This is a genomic window from Variovorax sp. Soil_C_12 (genome assembly GCF_057657375.1).
Genome location: NZ_JBDGIO010000014.1, coordinates 1 through 19,943, shown reverse-complemented (window position 1 = coordinate 19,943; position 19,943 = coordinate 1). Strand labels below are relative to the sequence as shown.

Sequence of the window (19,943 nt, the reverse complement as noted above, 5' to 3'; positions counted from 1 at the left end):
AGCCGGGAAAACCCCAACCCGGCTTTCGTTCACAGAGGAGCACCGACATGGCCGTGGACCGCTTGTCCCTCAATGCCTTGCGCGCTTTCGAGGCGACGGCCCGGCTGCGCAGCTTCAGCGCCGCGGCGGATGAGTTGTCGGTGACGCACGGTGCGGTGAGCCGCCATGTTCGGATGCTGGAAGATGACCTGGGCCTGCAACTGCTCAAGCGCAGCGCCCATGGGACCGAGCCGACTCTCGAGGGCCAGCGGCTGGCCGAAGGTCTTGCGCTGGGATTTCAGTCCATCAGAGCCAGCGTCGAGCAACTTCAACCCGGACCGCTGACGCTGTCGTGCTCCGATTCGATCATGATGTACTGGCTCCTGCCGCGGCTCACGCGCTTTCAGGAGCACAACCCGGATGTCGAATTGCGCTTCAACCTTGGCTTCGGGCCGGTGAACTTTGCACGCGACAACATCAGCGTGGCGATCCGCTTGTCCACGATCGAGCCGCCCAAGGACGTCATTCGCGTGGGCACCGTGACCGAATGGATCGGCCCGGTTTGTTCCCCTGGCTACCTGCAAACCGTTCGGCTGACTTCGCCGGCGGATCTACAGCACGCGCGACTGATGGTCTCGCGCACCCGTCCCCAAGCCTGGGACGACTGGAGTCGTTGCGCCGGTACGGATCTTGTGGCACCGCCCATCGCCGAGTCCTTCAATCACTTCTACCTGCTGATCCAGGCCGCCAAGTGCGGCCTCGGGATGGCTAACGTGCCACGCATGCTGGTGCGCGATGACTTGAACAGCGAAGCACTGATCGCACCGCTGGGCTTCCTGGCCGGACCCCACACGCTTTCCGTTTGGGTAGCGCCTCACTTGAGCCGGCGCTCGGACACCCTGAAGGTGGTGGACTGGTTAAGCGATGAACTTCGTACGTCAGAGCATTGAGTGTTGGCTAAGACCAGATTTCCGCCCAGCTCCAGTTCCACGAACATCGGATCGGTATAAAGGGGCTCGGAGGTCCTCGCGCTCGGCATCGGTCAAAACCAGTGTCGCTTTGGGTCGTCCGCTCATTGCAGCCTCGTCGGGTACACACGGTACACGAGAGACTTCAGCAGTAATCAATAGTTCAACGAACTTCTAACTCACGACACTAGCCTGAATCAGACTGGGCCGCAGGCCACACGCATTAGGCTGGCGCGCGCCGCGTTCCGGTATTCGATCAAAGACAACGTCGCAAAACTTGGATGATTGCCTCCTTATCTAGGGGCACTGGATTGGAATATAGCCATTCGTCGAGCAGACATTTTTCCGCAGCAATCTCAAGGTGCTCTGGGCCGACGCCAACATCACTCAAGCGCCGGGGCAGTCCGAGTTCCCCGACAAAGCGGCGCATTTCGGAGGCGAGTACTTCGCTGGAAAACCCCATTTCGCGGGCAATCATCTGCTGAATGCTCCGTGTCGCCGGCTCATTCCATTCAAGCACTGCAGGCAAGGTGATGCATGAGGTCACGCCATGAGGAACTGCGAATGCACCGCCGAGAACGTGCCCAAGGGCATGGCTGCCGCCCATCCGCATCCCGCCAACGATCCCCGTCATCGACATCCAGGCACCCACCATGCAGTCCAACCTTGCTGCCACATCATCAGCATCTGCAGCCACCGCTTTGAGGCCTGGTCCAAGAAGCCTGAGTGCTTGAATCGCCAGTCCATCGGTGTAGGGGTTGGCGTCCAAGGAACAGAGCGTCTCTACCGCATGGTCAATGGCCCGAACGCCGGTGGACAAGAAGAGCTCTGAAGGGGTTCTGCATGCCAGGTGCGGATCGAGAATGATCGAGCACGGAGTCAAACTTTTGTGATCGAAGCTTCGCTTGATCCGGCTTCGCGTGTCGGTTATCCCGGCCCGAGAATTGAATTCGCCTCCGGACAAAGTCGTCGGAACACACACGACTTTCACGGCTATGCCCGGATACTCCGGATAAGAACGAGTGCCGTTCACATCAACCTGCGTGTAGTATTTTTCGACCGCCTCAAGATCGCTTACGTGGTTCGATACGCACAGCGCTACGGCTTTTGCCCCGTCCGTCACCGACCCGCCACCGATGCTGACGATGACATCCGCCTTCAGCGAGCTTGCGAGCTTCATACACTCCACGACCGCCGTGTCCGGCGTGTGCGACGGCATGCGATCAAAAACACCAACACAACGCGGCCCGAGGGCTGTGACGATCGACGTGATCGAGTCAGCTTTGGAATTCAGGCTGCCGCTAACGATAAGAAATGCTCGATGAAGGTTCAAGCGTGCCAACTCGGCGGGAAGAACACACTCCGCCGAACCACTCAGCACTTGATCGGGCATTGCAAGCTTTACACCCCAAGCTGCCAGACTCTTCTCGCGTGACTTTTCCATGTCATCTCCGGAACATGCGGTTCAGATTGGATGCGGGCGTAAGTTAGGGGCTACGCGGCGCGCTGTGAATCGTCTGTGGGCAGCCGTGCAAGTTCGTGGCGAAGCACCTTGCCCGTGGTACTTCGAGGCAACTCGTCGCTTTCCAAAAATTGCAAGTAGCGTGGCCTCTTGTACCCTGACAGACGCTCGCGGCACCAGGCTGCGATCTCATCGCGGGTCACCTCGCTCCCGGTTCGCGCGACAACCACCGCTTTGACGGACTCGCCCCAATGATCGTCCGGCACGCCGAAAACGCAGGCCTCCTGCACTGCGGGGTGCTGACCAATCACTGCTTCTACTTCGGCGGGATAGACGTTCTCCCCACCAGTTTTCACCAGATAGCGCTTCCGATCGACGAATGTCAACGTGCCGTCGGCCTCGCGTCGCAAGAGGTCGCCTGTATGGACCCAGCCGCCGCGGAAGACTTCTTCGTTTGCCGCGTCGTCGTCGATGTAGCCGGACATAACCGTGGGACCCCGTACGACGCACTCGCCTGCCTCCCCTACCGGCATGTCCTTCATGTCATCGTCGACGATGCGCACCTCCAAAAGTGGAGCAGGTGTCTTGCGTAGGCTGGGCACCTCACCTGGCCCCGAACGGCCGTGGGCCAGCAAATAGCTGACTTCACTTTGTCCGTAGGCATCATAGAAGTGAAGCTTGCACTCCTGCGTGAGGCGGGCGATGACCTGCGGCATCATGTTCGCGTAGCCAAGCGCGAAGCGGAGACTGGAAAGGTCGTGTTGCTTTCGCGCAGGATCATCGAGGAACGCGGTGATGACGCCCGGAAGAAGGCATGTCCAAGTGAGTCGGTCACGCTCGATCAGCCGGTACATCTGAAGCACTTCCGCCCGCCGCAAGGTCGCAAAAGTGCCCCCTGTACAGATGGTGGCATAGAGAGATTCGTCCCCGCCGCAATGAAACAGCGGCAACCACCCGACGAAGCCGTCGTTCTCCGTCAGACCGAACCACTGTGCGATCCGTAGGCCGCGCATAGCCGCGGCCTGCTGGCTGATCAGCGCGCCTTTGGGCGCCCCTGTTGTGCCGCTTGTGAACAGGATGTTGTGCACGTCGTCGCCGCATGCGATACGAAGCGGTTCGTCCTGCGTGCTGTCCTTGAGCAGTGCTTCATAGCTGTCGAAGCCGGGCACCTCGCCAAATACAATCCAGTTCCGCACACCAGGCGCATCCATCCGCAGCTGGCTGGCCAGCATCGCAAACGAATCGGACACCAACAACGCCGTGGGGCGGCACTTGCGAATGCAAGCAGACAACTCCGCGGGGTGGAGGCGGATATTCAGCGCCGCCAGCGTGATCCCGAGTGCGGCAAACGCTGCGTAGGCCTCGACGTATTCCGGTCTTGTGTCGGACAACACCGCGATCGTGTCACCGCGCCGATATCCCAAGCCGCGCAACGCGTTGGCAAGCCGCCACGCACGGTCACCCACCTCGGAATATGTGCGGCTGCCGTCCTCCCACGTGACGGCCGGCCGGCCGGCAAAGGTGCGAAAGGCCCGCCGAAACATCGCGTCAACAGTCACATCGCGGGCACTCGCCGCAGCCTTTTGCCATGCGACGTGGAAGGAACCGCTATTGAGGTTCAATGCCGATCCCCTTCACCAGCGCTCCCTGCCGGGACATGTCCTCAATGATGGTCTTCTTGAAGCTGTCTCCCATAATGGCCACGGGGAAGTTGCCCGTCCGCAGAATGGTGGCGCGAAATTCAGGGTCAGCCGCCATCGCTTGGAGTGCGCTGAGCAGCCGATCGGCGATCTCTCCAGGGAGGCCGGGCGGCGCAATGACGCCATACAACACATCCAGATCGATGCTGCCCAGACCGGCCTCGCGGAACGTAGGCACATTTGGGAGATCTGGATTTCGTGTTTGGCCACTGACTGCAATGGCCGTGAATTTCCCGGCCTTGACCAGCTCCTTGCTGACGGATGTCACGCTCATGTAGTAGTCGATATCGCTCGCCATCAGAGCCGTTGCCAGGGTCTCAGTGGTCTTGAATGGCACGTGCACAGCCTTGGCAATGTTGGCAGCGGAGTTGAATTGCTCGACTCCGAGGTGCATGGAGCTTCCGACACCCGGTGAACCATAGTTCAGCGAACGCTTCTTCGAAAGTTCGGCCAGGTCCTGGGGCGACTTCACTCCGATGTTCGGCGCCGCCAGAAGAACTGACTGTGCCGTCATCAGGCCAGCCAGGTACGTCAGATCACGCGGCTCATAGTTGATCCGTTTATAAATGTGCGGCGCGACGCTGAGAGTCGAATTGAGCCCGATACCGAGCGTGTAGCCGTCCGGTTTCTGCTTGCTTAGATAGGCTGTTCCAATCGTCCCGCCTGCCCCCAACTTCTGTTCGACGATGAACGTTCCACCGAGCCTTTTTGTCAGCTGCTCCGCGACGATTCTTGCGAAGATTTCCGTCGACGAGCCGAACGGGGTAATGATCGTCACAACCTTGCCGGCTGGATAGGCGCTCTGCGCGATCGCACTGCCGGACCACGTGGACAAGATCATTGCGAGCGCCGCTGCCGGCATCAAACTGGCAGCGTGGATAACTTGGCGACGGGTGAATTGATGGCGCATTTCTGAATCTCCTTGATGGTGGCAGATGGCGTTCGGGGGTTGGGCGAACAGCAAACCGGCGCTACTCGAACGAGACGGGCTGAACCTGCCTGACGTCGATCGCCGCCAGATGTTCCTTGATCGGCTTTAACTTCACACGGTCGGGATCAGCGTAGTAGCCAGCGTGAACCTCATCTACGTTGCCCGGGTGGCTGATCGCCCAGGTGAAGATGTTTTTTTCTCGATCCTCGTAAGCGAACTCGATGGTGAACCCGAAGCGCTTGCGGATCGCTGCGACCTGACGCCACATGAAGAGAAAGTCGTCCCAATGTCCGGGCTTGATGAAATACGTTCGCAGCAATGTCGTGGGCATGGTGGTCCGGGCCTTGTTCGATGAGATACAGCAGTCAAGCGAGGCGGCTGGGAGAGGTCCGCCGAAACGCTCAACAAAAAGAGCTATTGCTTCTGCTCATCGAGCGTTTGCTTAGTCTACATCCGCCACGCAGACTGTCAACGAGTTGACACCTAGGGTCTCCCCTCGGTCGATTGCATTTTTTTCTGCGAGTTGGGCGCGCCTACAGCGAATGCAGCACAAGCAGCGTGGTGGGTTCAGCTGGCAGCGCGGCCGACCGACGGGCTGCGGTTTGGTCCTGCAAGGGCGTCACGGTGCGGACCAGGACGGCTCTTCATCGACCTAGTGATCTGCTTCCGTTTCGCGTGACTTTGTGTTGAATGCCGTGTATGGTAAGCGCTTGCTTGAACTAGAAAAGCAATAGAGTTCCAGAGCCGGGCCCGAAGGCGGCTTCAATTTCCGTTGAGCAGTGGAAGGACCTTATGACCGAATCAAACCGAATGGCGCGTTCTACTTGGCCAAGCAATTTCAGATCAATCAACCGAATTCGTTCGCGACTCGATGTCGGCGAGGCAGCGGTGGGGGCGTTCCTGCAACTGGGGAGCACCGGCATCGCCGAGATTGCCGGCGAGGTCGGGTATGACTTCGTTGTTATTGACTGTGAGCACGGGGCATTTGGGTTCGACACCGCGGTGCAACTCATTCGGACCGCCGAGGCAGCCGGGACCATGCCGATCGTGCGCGTCGCGGGCGGTACGCTCAAGGAGCTAGGACAGTTTCTCGATGCGGGCGCCATGGGACTCCTGGTGCCCCAGATTGCATCAGCTGAGCAAGCGCAAGCCGTGGTCGCTGCGTCGAAATACAGAACGGAGAAGTATCCACTGGGAACGCGTGGTGCTTGCCCAAGCGTTCGTTCCACCCGCTATAGCTCGCCAGGGTGGGCGGAGCATGCCACGCGTGCCAACCGCGACTGTGCAGTGTGGCTTCTCGTGGAGTCAGCTGAAGGTATGGATAATTTGTCGGAGATCCTGGACGTCCCTGGCATCGATGGAATCCAGTTCGGCGAATTCGATCTTGCTGTCTCGATGGGCTGCGACGGGGATCGAAGCCACCCTGCAGTGCTTGCCAAGCTCGAAGGTGCGATGGAGTTGGTGCGCAGTCGCGGCATCGAGGTCGTTTGTTTCCTCGATGGTTGGGAGCCGGCGGCTGCCGCTGCATCGCGCGAGCGACTTGCGGCAAAGGGCTGCAGGATCTTTCTCGGGGCGGTCGATGCCCGCATCGTCTTCAATGTGTTCCGAGACATGTGCGCTGCGGCGCGGCGCGGCGCGGTGCGCATTCCCTGAAGGGAGTTTGAAGCTGGCGGCACTTCTTTACCACGACAGCTGGTCGCGTTCGACTACGCCGAGGGCGCTAGGCGGACGGCATGCAATGAGTGGCTACGACTGCGCATAGCAGTCTGGAGACGCCGGCGCGACGCCGGCGCACCAGCCTAACTGCTAAGGACGCAGAGAGTGCACCTGGTCATCCAGGAACCTCCGGCAACTTGTAGTCCTTCAGCTGTTCTCGCAGACGGCTCTTGAGGACTTTCCCCGTGGCGCCCACGGGGATGGACTCCACCAGCACCACATCATCCGGGATCTGCCACTTGGCGATCTTGCCGGAGTAGAACGCCAGCAGTTCCTCCCGGCTCACCTCTGCCCCGGGCATCCTGACCACCACGAGGACGGGCCGTTCATCCCACTTGGGATGGAAGACTCCAATGCACGCAGCCATCGCGACGCCCGGATGGGCAGCAGCGACGTTTTCGACGTCGATGGAGCTGATCCACTCGCCGCCGGACTTGATCACGTCCTTGCTGCGGTCGGTGATCTGCATCAAGCCGTCGGAATCGATCGTCGCAACGTCACCGGTCGGAAACCAGCCATCACCCTCCTGGTGAATGGCGGAGTGTTTACCACCTTCTGCCTCGTAATATCGGCTGACCACCCAGGGCCCTCTGACCATCAAGTTGCCGGGGGTCTTGCCGTCCCAAGGCAGCTCTTCACCCTGATCGTTCGTGAGTTTCATGTCGACGCCGAAGATCGCCCGTCCCTGCTTGATGCGCACCGCCAGCTGTTGCTCCGGGGCCAGCGAGAGGTGCTTGTTCTTCAGCGTGCAGACCGTCCCGAGAGGACTCATCTCCGTCATTCCCCACGCGTGCACCGCATCAACGCCATACTGTTCACGAAAGGTCTGGAGCATGGCTGGCGGGCATGCCGCTCCGCCAATCATGGTTCGACGCAGCGTACTGAACCCCAGATCGTTTGCCTGCATATGGCCAAGCAGCCCCTGCCAGACCGTGGGAACACCGGCCGCGAAGGTGACCTTCTCGGCCTCGATCAGGCCGTGAACCGACGGGCCATCCAAAGCGGGGCCCGGCAACACGAGCTTGCATCCAGCCAGCGCAGCGGAAAACGGAATTCCCCAAGCGTTGACATGGAACATCGGCACCATCGGCAAAAGCGAGTCCCGCGCAGAGAGATTCATGGCATCCGGAAGAGCGATCGCATACGCATGAAGCGTGCTGGATCGGTGGCTGTAGAGGACGCCCTTGGGATTGCCCGTCGTGCCGCTCGTATAGCACAGGCTCGAAGCGGAGTTTTCATCCAACTGGGGCCAGTGGTAGTCCGACGGGTGGCGCCCCATCCACTCCTCATAACTGACCAGACCGGGCATGCCGCCCGTGTCCGGCAACCGCTCTGCGCTGCAGAGGGCAACCCACTTCCTCACGCTCGTGCATCTCTCGTGGATGGCGTTGACGAGCGGCAGGAAGCTGAGGTCGAAGCACAGAACCTTATCTTGGGCATGGTTCACGATCCATGCGACCTGGTCAGGATGAAGGCGCGGATTGATCGTGTGCAATACGCGGCCGGAACCGGACACGCCGTAGTAGAGCTCGAGGTGGCGGTAGCCATTCCAGGCGAGCGTCCCGACACGGTCGGAGACACGCAGGGCCTCGGCCTCCAGCGCGTTCGCCACCTGCCGCGCGCGCACAGCGCACTCACGCCAGGTGCTCCGGTGGATGTCGCCCTCGACGCGACGCGAAACGATCTCCGTGTCGCCGTGGTGCCTTTCGGCAAAGCAGATGAGATTCGAGATCAGCAGAGGCTGATCCTGCATGAGTCCGTGAAGCATGATTTCAGCCCGCAGCGATCCCGCGCGGGTCCGCGAGGTCAGGTGGAAGGGAAGGAGAGCTGCCCCGGGCGTCAAGAGATGACAGCATCCGCTTCACTGGGCTACGAATCCGCCGTCACAATTGAAGACGGAGCCCGTGATGAAGCTGGCCCGGGACGAAAGCAAGAAGGTGATCAGATCGGCCACCTCGGTGACGGTACCGATCCTTTTCATCGGCTGAAGCGGCGCGAGTCTGTCAAGACCGCCCTCTGCCGGAACCACGCTGCCAAGCAAAGGCGTCGCGATGAAGCCGGGCGCGACGGCGTTGACACGGATGGACCTTGCGTAGTCCAGCGCACATGCCTTGGTGAGCCCGATCACCCCGTGTTTCGACGCGCAATACGAACTTGATCCCGCCATTCCGACCAGGCCAGCGATCGACGCAATGTTCACGATGGCGGGCCGGTCCCTCGAAAGCATGAGCGGGATCTGCACCTTCAGACAGTTGAACAAGCCGGTGAGGTTCACTCCGACGACCCGGTCCCAATCTTCGGCGCTGCATTCGTGCAACTGCGCTGGCTTCGACGCCACTCCTGCCGCGTTGACAGCGAGATCAATGCCGCCATGCCTGGCTGACACCGCCTGTAGTGCCGGTTGCAACTGCGCGAAGTCCGTGACGTCGGCCGTGATCGCAGTGGCCGCGCCGCCGGAGTCCTGGATGCACTTCACCCTCTCCTCGACTGCAGCCGCCGATCGATCCATCAGGATGACCTCCGATCCCATCGCGGCGAGTTGGCGGGCAACTTCCGCACCGATTCCCGATCCGCCGCCTACGACCAAGGCAATCCGCCCCCGAAACTCGAGATCCGGCGGCAGCCTTGCTTCGTCCGCGGAAGAGCCGGTATCCGTCGACATTCCACACCGTCCTTTGTATTGCACAACCCCAACGGTGGCCACGAGCCACCGCACTTCAGCTGGACTTCGTAGCCCTCGCCTTCAGGAACTGGGCGACGCCCTCCTTGAACGCAGGTCGCTCGATCAACACACCTTGCCGGTCCGCTTCCAAGGCAAGTTGCTGCGTGAGCGTATTGCGCTCCGCGACATCAAAAGCGTCGCAAAGCTCCCCGAAGACACCTTCAGGCAATTGAGCCATCTTCGCGGCGAGGGCCTGTGCTTCCTGCATCAGGTCCGCGTCGTCGACGCAGCGGTGGATCAATCCCATTTCTGCCGCATCTTCGCCAGACAGGCGCTCGCCAAGCAAGCAGAGGGAGAGAGCCCGGGAACGGCCGATAAAGCGCGGGAGAAACCAGGTGGCCCCCATGTCCGGGATCAAGCCCAGCTTTGGGACGAACGGCAAGTTGAAATAAGCCGAGCGAGCAGCAATCACGATGTGGCACGCTATGGCAAGCCCGAATCCGCCGCCGACCGCTGGACCGTTGATGGCACCGATGACGGGCACCTGCATCGTTCTGATCGCTTCGATGACGGGAGAGCACACCGAGTGCATGAAGTGAGCTACTCCTGCCCCGAAGCTCTTATCCGCCATTCGGGAATCCATCGCCCCCAGCTCTGCGCCGACGGAAAACCCGCGCCCGGCGCCCGTCAGAACGACGGCTCTGGCGCGCTTGTCGGCCTTGACGACATCGAGGCTTCGGCTGAAGTCGTCGAGAAGTTCATACGACATCGCATTCAGCTTCTCCGGCGCATTCAGCGTCAGCGTGTAGACGCCCTCTTCCTCAGTGATCAGCGACAACTTCATGGTTTACGCTCGTTCTCGTTCATCAGAGGCCCAGGAACACCGCTGGCCGTTTTTCCATGAAAGCTGTGACGCCTTCGATGAAATCCTTGCTCTTGCCAAGATCCGACTGACAGCTCGTTTCGATGTCGAGCTGGTCATCCATGCCTTGATGGCAGGCAACGCTCAGGACCTGTCGCAAGGCGGCGAGGGCCCGGGTCGGCATGCTCGCGAGCTCGGTTGCCAAGCGGATCGAATCGGCCAGACAGGATTCGCTCACGTCCCACACGAGGCCCCATTCCTTCGCCTGGTTCGCATCCAAGCGCTTTCCAGTCATGCACAAGCCCATGGCCCGGCCATAGCCGATGCGGTTCACCAGACTCCAGGTGGCACCTGCATCCGGAATCATCCCAATTCTCGCGAACGACTGCACGAAATAGGATTTCGGGTCCGCGATGATCAGGTCACACAGGATCGCCAGTGACGCCCCTGCCCCCGCCGCCACGCCGTTGACCGCAGCAATCGTGGGCACCCTGAGCTTCTTCAGGAGCCGGACCGTGGGGTTGTACGCCTCGCTCAGCAGCTTGCCGGGGTCGATGCGATCCAGCAGTTCCTCATCCGGAGTCATGTCGATCTGCGATAGATCGGCCCCTGCACAGAAACCCCGTCCGGTGCCCGTAATGACGAGCGCACGGTACTTTGTCGATGATTCGATTTCGTCCAAGGCTTCCCTGATCCTGACGTGCATCTCCCGGGTCAGGCTGTTCAGCACCTCCGGCCTGTTCAACTTCAGGATCGCGACACTACCCTCGCGCTCGAATACAACCGACTCGTTTGTCATCGATGACGCTCCATGATTTCAACTGATTTGTCGGGTCTGGCGCCCGACGAGAGTTCCTCCAGCACCTCCTGCGTGTGTTCACCGAGACGCGGGGCGTGCCCGACCTCTGGCGAGCCGACAGCGCTGAATTTGACGGGGGGCTGCATCTGGATGTAAGAACCCTCCGTAGGATGCTCGACTACCTTGAAGAAGCCCCCGGCGGCAAGTTGCGGGTCTTCGAGAATATCTTCGATCTTCCGCACCGGCATCGCCGGAACATTGATCTGGTTCAAGAGCTTCATCCAGGCCGCGGTCGTGCGCATCGGTGTCCTTTCGGCGATGGCCGCATAGAACTGGCCAACGTGCTGGACTCGCAGCAGCGAACCCTCGACGGGCTGGGCGGAAAGAATCTCGGGGCACTCGAGCAGCTTGAAGAGATCTTTCCAGTTCTGGTCCGTATAAGCCAGGATGCTGATAAAGCCATCCGAGGTCGGAAAGGGCTTCCGATCCTTGTCCATGATCCGGCGGTACCCGAAGTTGCCGACCGGCGGTTCGTACGTCCTTTCGAAGAGATGCTCTTCGAGGAGGAAGTGGACGAAGCTCTCGAACATCGGGATCTCGACGTGCTGACCTTTGCCGGTCTGCAGCTTGTGGATGTACGCCGCGAGCACGCCCTGGGCCGCGTAAAGGCCGCTAACCTTGTCCGCCACGATCGTGGGAATGAACTTCGGGCTGTAGGTTTCCGAGGTCCGCGCGCAAAGGTCGATCAGCCCGCTCGCCGCCTGGATCGTGTCGTCGTACGCGGGGAAATCAGCATAGGGCCCGACGGACGCGTACCCGACGCAGTGAACATAGATGACGTTGGGCGCTTGGGTCGCGACTGTCTCGTAGTCGAACCCCAGCTTCTTGATCGCGGCGCTTCTGACGTTGTGGATGAAGACGTCGGCACTGCGAATCAGGTCGATCAGCGCCTGCTTCCCGGAGTCCGACTTCAGGTCGAGGACGACGGACTTCTTGCCCCGGTTCAGCGTCATGTGGATCGGACCCATGTCGTCGGAGGTCCGGGCCTTGCCGCTCTGGCGGAAGAAGTCACCCTCGGGTGCTTCGACCTTGATGACCTCGGCCCCCATGTCCGCCAGCATCTGCGTGCAGTAAGGGCCGAACACGATCGTGGAAAGATCCACGATCCGCAGGCCGCTCAGGACCCCGGCGTTCGGATTCATGGCAGCGTCAATCCTTGTTGTCGATGAAGTCGAAGAGCACGGCGTGGTACTCGTCAAAGCCTTCCACCATGGGCACATGCGCGCATCCGGACAGGACGGCCAAGCGGCTGTCGGCAATCAGCTCATGTGACGACTGTGCCAATCCCAGCGGAGTCACCGTGTCCACTTCCCCCGCGATGATCAACGTGGGTACTTTCAGCCCCTTCATCACCTCTCGCTGGTCGAGGGGCCCCAGGGCCTCCAGCGTCTGGAGGGCCATCGGACCGGTGTCCAGAAACATCCGTTGCACCCACTCGATGTCGTTCGCCGGACGACCTGGTGCAAAGCATGCGGTGGCGACAGCCAAGCTGGTTGCGGCCTTGTCGCGCCGGAAGGCCGACGCCATACCATCCAGATCGGCCTGCTGCACCCCCGCGGTGAAGCCCGCGCCATTGGTGTAGCGGGGCGCCGCGGCACAGGTCAGGACGAGTCCCTTGCACACCGCACCCAATTGGTGCGCAGCCTCGACCGCGATGGCGCCGCCAAGTGACCAGCCGTTCAGCACGACCTCCTGCAGCCCGAGGGACTTCACCAGGTTGGCCACGTCACCGGCTCCGTCTTCGATGGTTGCGGTCTGGAAATCCATGTCGGACTTGCCGCAAGCCCGCTGATCGAAGGCAACGACCGCGCGCCCTTTGCCGATGAGAGCGTTGAGGGTCGCATCCCAGGCTCGAACGTTGAGTCCCCAGCCATGGACAAGAACGACGACTGGGCCGCGACCAGGGTAATACTCGTAATAGATAGATTTATCGTCCGGGGTTCTCAATTGGGTCATGTGCATCTCCAGGCAAGTCAGGCGGGCTCAAAGACAGGCAGAGCAAATTCATCATCCACCAACTCAACCTTCAGCTTTAGCTTGCGCCCGATGGCTAAATCGTCGTTGTTGAAATTGGCAAGTCGGGAAACGAGGCGCGGGCCTTCTTCGAGTTGGACCAACGCCACGGTAAATGGAACGTCTTCCTGCAGAGACGGTAGCGGCGCTGTCCTTGTTTCGGTCCAGGAGAACAGCTCAGCTTCTCCTGAACACGCCGCCCATCGCAGGTCGAAAGAGCCGCAGTTTGCGCATCTCTCTCTCGGAATGTGATGCCAGGCGTCACACGCGCTGCACCTCTGAATGCAGAAGTTGCCGTTCAAAAAGTGACTGTAGAACTCGTCCGACAATTTGGAGGGGGCCGGAGCGATAAAGGCGATTTTGTCGTTCATGTCAGTCATTCCGCAGGATTGCCAAGCCGCCGTCGCCGAAATCGCCCCAACCGGTTACCACGCCGACCTTGGCACCGGACACCTGCCGGTCGCCGCACTCTCCACGCAGTTGCTTGACGGCTTCATTGATGTGGTTCATGCCCCAGACATGGGCTTCGGAGTGCAGGCCGCCGTGCGTGTTCATCGGCATCGCGCCTCCAAGACGCAGCCGCCCGTCGCTCACGAACTGGCCGACCTCCCCCCTCTCGCAGAACCCCATGGCTTCGAGCTGAAGCAATGCGACGAAGGTGAAGCAGTCGTACACCTCGAGAAAGTCGACGTCCTTGTGAGTGATGCCTGCGTCGGCGAAAGCACCAGGGGCTGCGTCGGACAACCCGATTCTGAAGATGTCCTCGCGTGAACAGAAATCATCGGCGGGATAGGGGTGTCCCTCGCCAATGCCTGCAATGAAGACCGGCTTCTTGCGCAGGTCTCTTGCTCGCTCGGGCGAACAGACGATCGCCGCGCACGCACCGTCCGTTTCCAGACAACAGTCGAACATCCGGAAGGGCTTGGATATCCAGCGCGAACTGTCGTACTGGTCGCGTGTCAGCGGCCGGCCATGCATCAGTGCATCGGGGTTCATCTGCGCGTGCGCCCTGCTGTTCAAGGCAACCTCTGCGAGTGCATCCTCGCTGGTCCCGTACATCGCCATGTGCCGCGTGGCGAGCCACGCGTACCATTGCACCGGGGACACCGCGCCGTGCGGGATGTAATAGGATCCAAGCGAACCTGCGATCGCCTTGACATCCGTGCCGACCTTGCTGATGCGCCGATCGGTGAAACCGTTCCATCCCATGGGCACGAGCACGTATTCCGCCACCCCGGTGGCAACCGCCATGGCGGCGGTTTGCAACGCGACCACTGGGCTCGCCCCGCCCATCAAGACGGTGGATGCGTATTTCAGATTCCTGATTCCCAGATTGGCGGCAAGTTGCTCAGCGGTCGCGGCGACCGGCGGCCCGACGATGCCGTCAATTTGATGGGCGTCGAGCCCACAGTCCTGCAGGGCCTTGTCTGTGGCTTCGAGAAGCAGTTGCAGCTCGCTCTTTGCAGTGCCCCTCGTGAACTCGGTTTGCCCGATTCCCACGATGCACGATTTATCGGAAAGTTTGTTCATATGCTTCTTAGCGGCCGACGTAAACGGGGCGCCTCTTTTCCATGAATGCCAAGGGCCCCTCTTTCGCATCTTGCGAGCTGGCTACCGAGTCCCAGGCCTTGTCCTCGATCAGATAAGCCTGGTCAAGAGGCATCCCAGATGTCTCGATCATTGCCTTCTTGGCTGCAGCCACCGCCAGTGGCCCGTTCTGGCTGATCTCTCGGGCAATTTCCATCGCCTTGGCAAGTAGTTGGTCTCGGGAGGTCACGTAATTGACAAAGCCATGCTCGAGTGCTTCTGCAGCGGTGATCGATCGTCCCGTGAGGATCACTTCCATTGCCTTGCAAAACGGCATTTGGCGAGTCAGACGGGTCAGCGAGCCGCCCGCAGGGAGGATGGCGTGCTTGACTTCGGGCAGACCGAAGGTGGCGCTTTCCGTGCAGATCCGAATGTCTGTTCCCTCGATAACTTCCGTTCCGCCGGCGACACAGAATCCGTTGATGGCTGCGATCACCGGCTTCGGAAAAAACGTGCGGAGCATTGCAACGTCCCGAACGCGAGGATGCGTTTCCAGCATCGTCGTCTCGAACTCATCTTGCGGCGGTCGGGCCCGCGTAAGAACCGGGATCAATGAGCCGAGGTCACCGCCGGCTGAAAAGGCCCGTTCGCCTGCACCGGTAATGACAACGCATCGCACATTGGGATCGACTGCCCACGCGTCCCACGTCTGAGCCATTCTGACGAACATTTCTGCGTTCATCGCGTTGTGTTTTTCGGGCCTGTTCAGGGTCATGACTCCCACGAACTCTCGAACTTCTGTAAGCAGTACCGACATAGAGGGGATACCTTTGGATCAGGTTCAGGGGCATCGGACAGCACTGACTGCACATCCGTCGCTTCGCTTCTTAGATCATTTGCTAGCATTTCCTAAGCATTTGCTTATGTTAGCCGCGGCTTTGCCGGCCGTCAAACCCAGGCTTTAGGGAGTTACCCTAGGAACGGGCGAGCCGCCTTGTCTTGGACGGTGAACGCGCCACAAGCTCTTCGTAGTTGCGATGAAGTGAAACGGGCGCGCGGGCATGCCGAGAACGGCGCTCATCGGCTAAAAGCAGTCGCTGGATTCGACTAAGTGATCGCTATAATCACGGCCCATGGCGCAGCAACAGCAAGCGACACGCGAAAAGGTTGTCAATAGCATGAGTGATGAAGATCGCAAGAGCCAGCGCCTGTACGCGCGGCTGCGTCCCCGAACCCAGTTTCCCCAAACGCCGGAGGAGCTCTTTGGCGCCCGCACGCATGTGGACTCGTTACGGAACATCCTGGTCGCGGCGACCGAGTGTTTTTCCGATCGAGGCTACCACGGCTCCAGTACCCGCGACATCGCGGATCGGGCGAACATGAGCCCCGCCGCTGTATACACGCACTTCAGCACGAAAGAGCAAGTCCTCTTTACCATCATCCGGATCGTCGGCGAATGGATCATCGAGGAACTTGTCAACACCGCAAAAAGCTTTCCAGATCCGCAAGAGCGCCTCGCAGCTCTGGTGAAGCTGCATGTCGTTTGTCACGCGATCATGCGGCGACCGTTGCGAGTTGCCACTACCGAATTTCGATTCTTGAACGCCGAATACCGGAAGTCCATCGATGACATTGGCAAGGAGATCGAATCGTTGTTCTACGACACGCTCGTGGAAGGATGCAAGGCAAAGAATTTCGACATTGCCGATCCTCGCATCATGTGCACGAGTATTCTCGCTTTGTGCAGTTCCGTGGCGCGCTGGTTCTCCGATTCGGGAAAGTTGACGCCGGACGCTATCGGCGAGCAATACACGCAGATTGTCTTTCGGATGGTGGCTGCGGACGCGAATACCGCGGCCGACCCCAAAGCCAGGGCGCTCGTATCGCGGCAACGTTGAGTGCCCACTCACCGGGCTCCCATTACGGCCCGGGGTGAGGACGACTTAGCACGCCTGTTGCTTGTTGAACGCGGCGTCCGGGCGAGCTAGGCGCTAGGCAAGCCGACTGCCGCGCGTTCACGGTAAAGAGGATCGCCCTTGTCTCGGCGGCCGATGTTCCAGTGCGGCAAGGGAGCCGGCCCGCCGCTGTCAAAGGGCTGGACCCCCTTCCAGTCAGCCACGGCTGTCCTTTTGGCAATGCGCCATTGTCCGTCGCGTTTCTCGACCCGATCGACGTAGCGGGCGCATCCCATCAGGTCCATCCCGGTGCCATCATTTCCGGGCACGCCATTCGTCAGCGCAATAAGAGACTCCTTTGCTTCCGGAGGATACCGCTGGATGTACCAGACGTACGTTTCCGAAAGGGCGAGTTCTGGGCTTGCGAACTCGATAACCATGTTGCCGACCATGTGCATCGAGAAGGTGATTGTGCTGTGCCGCTCCTTGATCCATTTGAGCAGCCCGGGGATGTCACCGCTATAGCGGTTGTGGTCGTCGATGGCTTCAGGATGGAAGATGTCTTGCATCGCCTCGAAGTCGAGGCGGTCGACCGCGCGACACCAGCGGTGGATCAGGTCCTGAATGGCCAGACGATCAGCCACTCGCTCCGGTGTGAAGGTGTCCGCTTGAAATCTTGTCATGAGAGGCTCCAGGCATGAAAGGGGTCAAACAAGTGACGCGCCCGATGAGGACGCGCAGTGGAAGCGCGCTATCGCAGTCAACCACCATCGATGGCGTTGTACCGTTCCAGGTGCAAGGCCTTGAAAACATCGAGCAGCAGGGGAAATTCGCCATCCTTGTAGCTGCGATCGTCGGCCCCCGATTCCTTGATCTCGCGATACAGCTTGGCCAGCCCGTTGACCGTCGTCAGGACCGCCGACGAGGCGAACATGACGAACCGAAAGCCTGCGGCCGCAAGGTCATCGGCCGTAAAACCTGCAGGGGGTAGCGACCCCTGCGCCATGACCGGCCCGCGGATGCGGGAACACATCTTCCGGAGGAAGTCCATTTGTTCAAGCGGCGACAGCCCCTTGATGAACTCGCCATACATCGGCATCACCATGTCGGCACCGGCCTCCTTAAACATCTCACAACGGTCCAACGTCTCTTGCAGCGAGTTCACGTCGGCGTCAGTTCGCGCGATGATGACCAGGTCCGAGCTTCGGCGCGCATCCAGCGCCGCCTTCAGACGATCCAGTGCTGCCTCACGGCTGACGACCGCGCGGCCAGGGAGTACCGGGCATTTCTTGGGTTGAACCTGGTCTTCTATCTGCAGCCCGGCGATGCCCGCACGTTCCATGGCTCTCACGGTTCGGTAAACGTTGATGTTCCCGCCAAACCCTGCGTCGATGTCCGCCACCACCGGCAACTCCACGGCGTCAACGACGCGTGCGGCATGGCTGGCAAGCTCGGACATCGTGATCAGGCCGATGTCCGGAGCACCGAGTTGACTGACCTCCACTCCCATGCCGCTCAGGTAAAGGGCATCGAAGCCGACGACTTCGGCGATGCGCGCAGAGAGCGAGTCATAACAAGCTGCTGCCATCACTGGCGCCAAAGCCAGGCGTTCCCTGAGTTGCGCCGCAGAATTCATTTGTGGTTCCTTGTCGAATGCTCGCATTCGTACTAGGCCATGTATGTGTTCGGCATGCCGAACGCCTCGGCCTGCCTCCGCTCGAAGGCGAGGAAAGCCGGGGTGATCTGCCCTCCTCTCAACCCGCCGCGGACGGCACCCGCCCGCACATCGTGGAACGCATCCCGCCAGTCGTCCGGCAGCGGCTGCGAATCGGGCACAGCCATCCACAGCCTGAGCAAGTGGCGCTTCTCGTCCGGTTCGTCGAAGTCTTCGAAGTCCGTGCGAGAGTGGACCACCACGTAGTTGTTCAGAAGTTGAAGGTCACCTTCTTGCAAGTCCATCGAATAGCAGAAGCGGTCATCCGCCAGCAAGCGCTCCACCGTGTCCACGGCTTCCATTTGCGTAGAGGTGAGCCGAGGAACATCCGGAAAATCAAGCTGCCCTCGCTCGATCGAATGTCGGTTGATCCGGAACGCGCGCACTCCATTCACGACCCCTGTCAGCGACGACAGGTAGACGGGCAGCTCCCCTTTCCCCTGGGCGCCAACCCGGCTCATTGCGAACGGCTGCAGCAGGGCTTTGGCGCACTCCGGATGAACGCGCGTCAATTCGTCGACGACCGCCAGAGAACTGCCGATCAGGCTGCGGCCACCCTTGCGGGCCGCACGTCGGCACAGGAGCGCAACGACGTCGCAGAGGTCGATGTGGAAATCGAGCTTGGAATTCGTGTTGTAGCCTCGGCCTTCGCGTGTGCGGTACTGGTTGCCCTCGTCACGCACGTCGTTCATGACATCGCTGTTCTTGTTCTGGGGGCGTGCGACGCCGACGTGCAACGCAAGCCCCCACAACGCGAGCCGGCTCTCTGCTTCGGACCATTCGCGAACCGGGAATCCCCTCATCAGGCACAGGCCCCATCGGCGCTGCACGGCTGCAAATGCGTCGCGAATCTCCCTCACCGCAGCAGCATTAAGGGGGAAATCCTGCTGTGTCATCTCGAGGATCTGCTTGTTCAGACTCGATGCATGACGCACGGCCGCCCGCAGCTCCGCGACCAGATTGTCGGTCAGCTTGTGAATCCAGCTGGAATCGCGCTGCAGGTCGCGCGCTAGCCAAGGGGCCGGATGTTCGGTGTTGGGCATGATGAACAGCTCCTGATGAAGGTAGGAAAAACTGGAAACAAGCGCCGGGGAAGCGCGATGGGGAGGGATCTGTGTCCGGTTCAGGTTTCAATGAGCAATCAACGTCGAAAACGACAGACTCAGCAGGCAGCGCGCGGGTGCCGAGCATTCGCACGCTTGCTGCATTCGTTCGCTCGAATTCCAAAAGCACTTGCTTAGAAGAATACATCCGTGCGTTTTGAAAGTCACGTGGTTACTGGTAGGGGAGAACCCGCAGAACCGCCGGAACATTGCCGCGTCGCCGACCCTATGTCCTCGCTTTGATCTGCAGGGCAGGAGGTGGCCTGCTACGCGAGGGCTCGCTGCTCCGGCACACGTGCAGCCTGCCGGTGCCGCGGCGCTTTGAGCTGGCGGAAAGTCCTATATGGGCGCGCCCAAGCCTGATTGGCCCGGCCGATCGCCGCCTTGCGCCGAGGCGCCTCTGTCGTCGAGCGATCCATCCTTCTGACGCCAGAACCGCCCTCGTCAAAAAGTATCGGTGTGGCCCCCATCAGTTGTAAGCGGTCAATGAACCACGCCCTTCTCACTGCGGCGGAGGTTGGATAGGAGCCGCTCAGGCGGCGGTGAGATCAA

19 protein-coding genes are annotated in these 19,943 nt (G+C 60.5%); 3 read left to right on the top strand and 16 right to left on the bottom strand.

Annotated features, from left to right (window positions below; genetic code table 11):
* The first annotated feature begins 47 nt into the window (after positions 1-47).
* Positions 48-929: a LysR substrate-binding domain-containing protein gene (locus AC3A6X_RS28375; protein WP_487845283.1), complete on the top strand. Its 882-nt coding sequence runs from the start codon at positions 48-50 to the stop codon at positions 927-929.
* 274 nt (positions 930-1,203) lie between these two features.
* Here AC3A6X_RS28375 and AC3A6X_RS28370 read toward each other — a convergent pair whose 3' ends face one another.
* From AC3A6X_RS28370 to AC3A6X_RS28355, 4 genes are all read right to left on the bottom strand, one after another.
* Positions 1,204-2,391: an iron-containing alcohol dehydrogenase gene (locus AC3A6X_RS28370; RefSeq protein ID WP_487845282.1), complete on the bottom strand. Its 1,188-nt coding sequence runs from the start codon at positions 2,389-2,391 to the stop codon at positions 1,204-1,206.
* 50 nt (positions 2,392-2,441) lie between these two features.
* On the bottom strand, positions 2,442-4,031 hold the full coding sequence (locus tag AC3A6X_RS28365; protein ID WP_487845281.1) for a class I adenylate-forming enzyme family protein: 1,590 nt from the start codon (positions 4,029-4,031) through the stop codon (positions 2,442-2,444).
* Entirely contained in the window at positions 4,018-5,019 is a 1,002-nt protein-coding gene (locus AC3A6X_RS28360) for a Bug family tripartite tricarboxylate transporter substrate binding protein (RefSeq protein WP_487845280.1), read from the bottom strand. Before AC3A6X_RS28360 ends, AC3A6X_RS28365 begins: the two co-directional genes overlap by 14 nt.
* 61 nt (positions 5,020-5,080) lie before the next feature.
* Positions 5,081-5,371, bottom strand: a complete 291-nt coding sequence (locus tag AC3A6X_RS28355) for a hypothetical protein (protein ID WP_487845279.1) — start codon at positions 5,369-5,371, stop codon at positions 5,081-5,083.
* Positions 5,372-5,832: 461 nt separating this feature from the next.
* Here AC3A6X_RS28355 and AC3A6X_RS28350 point away from each other — a divergent pair, with 461 nt between their 5' ends.
* A complete protein-coding gene (locus AC3A6X_RS28350; RefSeq protein WP_487845278.1) occupies positions 5,833-6,693 on the top strand; it encodes an HpcH/HpaI aldolase family protein in 861 nt (286 codons plus the stop codon).
* Between the two features lie 178 nt (positions 6,694-6,871).
* Here the strand turns inward: AC3A6X_RS28350 and AC3A6X_RS28345 are convergent, their stop codons facing one another.
* The 9 genes from AC3A6X_RS28345 to AC3A6X_RS28305 all read right to left on the bottom strand — a co-directional run bounded on the left by AC3A6X_RS28345 (position 6,872) and on the right by AC3A6X_RS28305 (position 15,496).
* Positions 6,872-8,524, bottom strand: coding sequence for a 3-(methylthio)propionyl-CoA ligase (locus tag AC3A6X_RS28345; protein ID WP_487845430.1), 1,653 nt, complete (start codon positions 8,522-8,524; stop codon positions 6,872-6,874).
* Positions 8,525-8,617: 93 nt separating this feature from the next.
* Positions 8,618-9,418, bottom strand: coding sequence for an SDR family NAD(P)-dependent oxidoreductase (locus AC3A6X_RS28340; RefSeq protein ID WP_487845277.1), 801 nt, complete (start codon positions 9,416-9,418; stop codon positions 8,618-8,620).
* Positions 9,419-9,473: 55 nt separating this feature from the next.
* Positions 9,474-10,262, bottom strand: coding sequence for an enoyl-CoA hydratase/isomerase family protein (locus tag AC3A6X_RS28335; protein ID WP_487845276.1), 789 nt, complete (start codon positions 10,260-10,262; stop codon positions 9,474-9,476).
* 22 nt (positions 10,263-10,284) lie between these two features.
* Positions 10,285-11,079, bottom strand: a complete 795-nt coding sequence (locus AC3A6X_RS28330; protein ID WP_487845275.1) for an enoyl-CoA hydratase-related protein — start codon at positions 11,077-11,079, stop codon at positions 10,285-10,287.
* Positions 11,076-12,281, bottom strand: coding sequence for a CaiB/BaiF CoA transferase family protein (locus tag AC3A6X_RS28325; protein WP_487845274.1), 1,206 nt, complete (start codon positions 12,279-12,281; stop codon positions 11,076-11,078). The genes AC3A6X_RS28330 and AC3A6X_RS28325 overlap by 4 nt, the downstream gene beginning before the upstream one ends.
* A gap of 7 nt (positions 12,282-12,288) precedes the next feature.
* Positions 12,289-13,095, bottom strand: a complete 807-nt coding sequence (locus tag AC3A6X_RS28320) for an alpha/beta fold hydrolase (RefSeq protein ID WP_487845273.1) — start codon at positions 13,093-13,095, stop codon at positions 12,289-12,291.
* 17 nt (positions 13,096-13,112) lie between these two features.
* Positions 13,113-13,523, bottom strand: a complete 411-nt coding sequence (locus AC3A6X_RS28315) for a Zn-ribbon domain-containing OB-fold protein (protein ID WP_487845272.1) — start codon at positions 13,521-13,523, stop codon at positions 13,113-13,115.
* A gap of 1 nt (position 13,524) precedes the next feature.
* A complete protein-coding gene (locus AC3A6X_RS28310) occupies positions 13,525-14,682 on the bottom strand; it encodes a thiolase C-terminal domain-containing protein (RefSeq protein WP_487845271.1) in 1,158 nt (385 codons plus the stop codon).
* A 7-nt stretch (positions 14,683-14,689) separates the two neighbouring features.
* On the bottom strand, positions 14,690-15,496 hold the full coding sequence (locus AC3A6X_RS28305) for an enoyl-CoA hydratase/isomerase family protein (RefSeq protein ID WP_487845270.1): 807 nt from the start codon (positions 15,494-15,496) through the stop codon (positions 14,690-14,692).
* Positions 15,497-15,812: 316 nt separating this feature from the next.
* Here AC3A6X_RS28305 and AC3A6X_RS28300 point away from each other — a divergent pair, with 316 nt between their 5' ends.
* The gene (locus AC3A6X_RS28300; protein ID WP_487845269.1) at positions 15,813-16,577 is read left to right on the top strand and encodes a TetR/AcrR family transcriptional regulator; all 765 of its coding nucleotides are present in this window, start codon (positions 15,813-15,815) and stop codon (positions 16,575-16,577) included.
* 86 nt (positions 16,578-16,663) lie between these two features.
* On the opposite strand, the gene AC3A6X_RS28295 is transcribed toward AC3A6X_RS28300, so the two are convergent.
* The 3 genes from AC3A6X_RS28295 to AC3A6X_RS28285 all read right to left on the bottom strand — a co-directional run bounded on the left by AC3A6X_RS28295 (position 16,664) and on the right by AC3A6X_RS28285 (position 19,331).
* Entirely contained in the window at positions 16,664-17,257 is a 594-nt protein-coding gene (locus AC3A6X_RS28295) for a nuclear transport factor 2 family protein (protein ID WP_487845268.1), read from the bottom strand.
* 77 nt (positions 17,258-17,334) lie between these two features.
* Positions 17,335-18,210 (bottom strand): isocitrate lyase/PEP mutase family protein, encoded by an 876-nt coding sequence (locus AC3A6X_RS28290; RefSeq protein WP_487845267.1) that lies wholly within the window; start codon positions 18,208-18,210, stop codon positions 17,335-17,337.
* Between the two features lie 32 nt (positions 18,211-18,242).
* Complete coding sequence (locus AC3A6X_RS28285) at positions 18,243-19,331, bottom strand: TauD/TfdA family dioxygenase (RefSeq protein ID WP_487845266.1); 1,089 nt, start codon at positions 19,329-19,331, stop codon at positions 18,243-18,245.
* Positions 19,332-19,943: the final 612 nt, after the last annotated feature.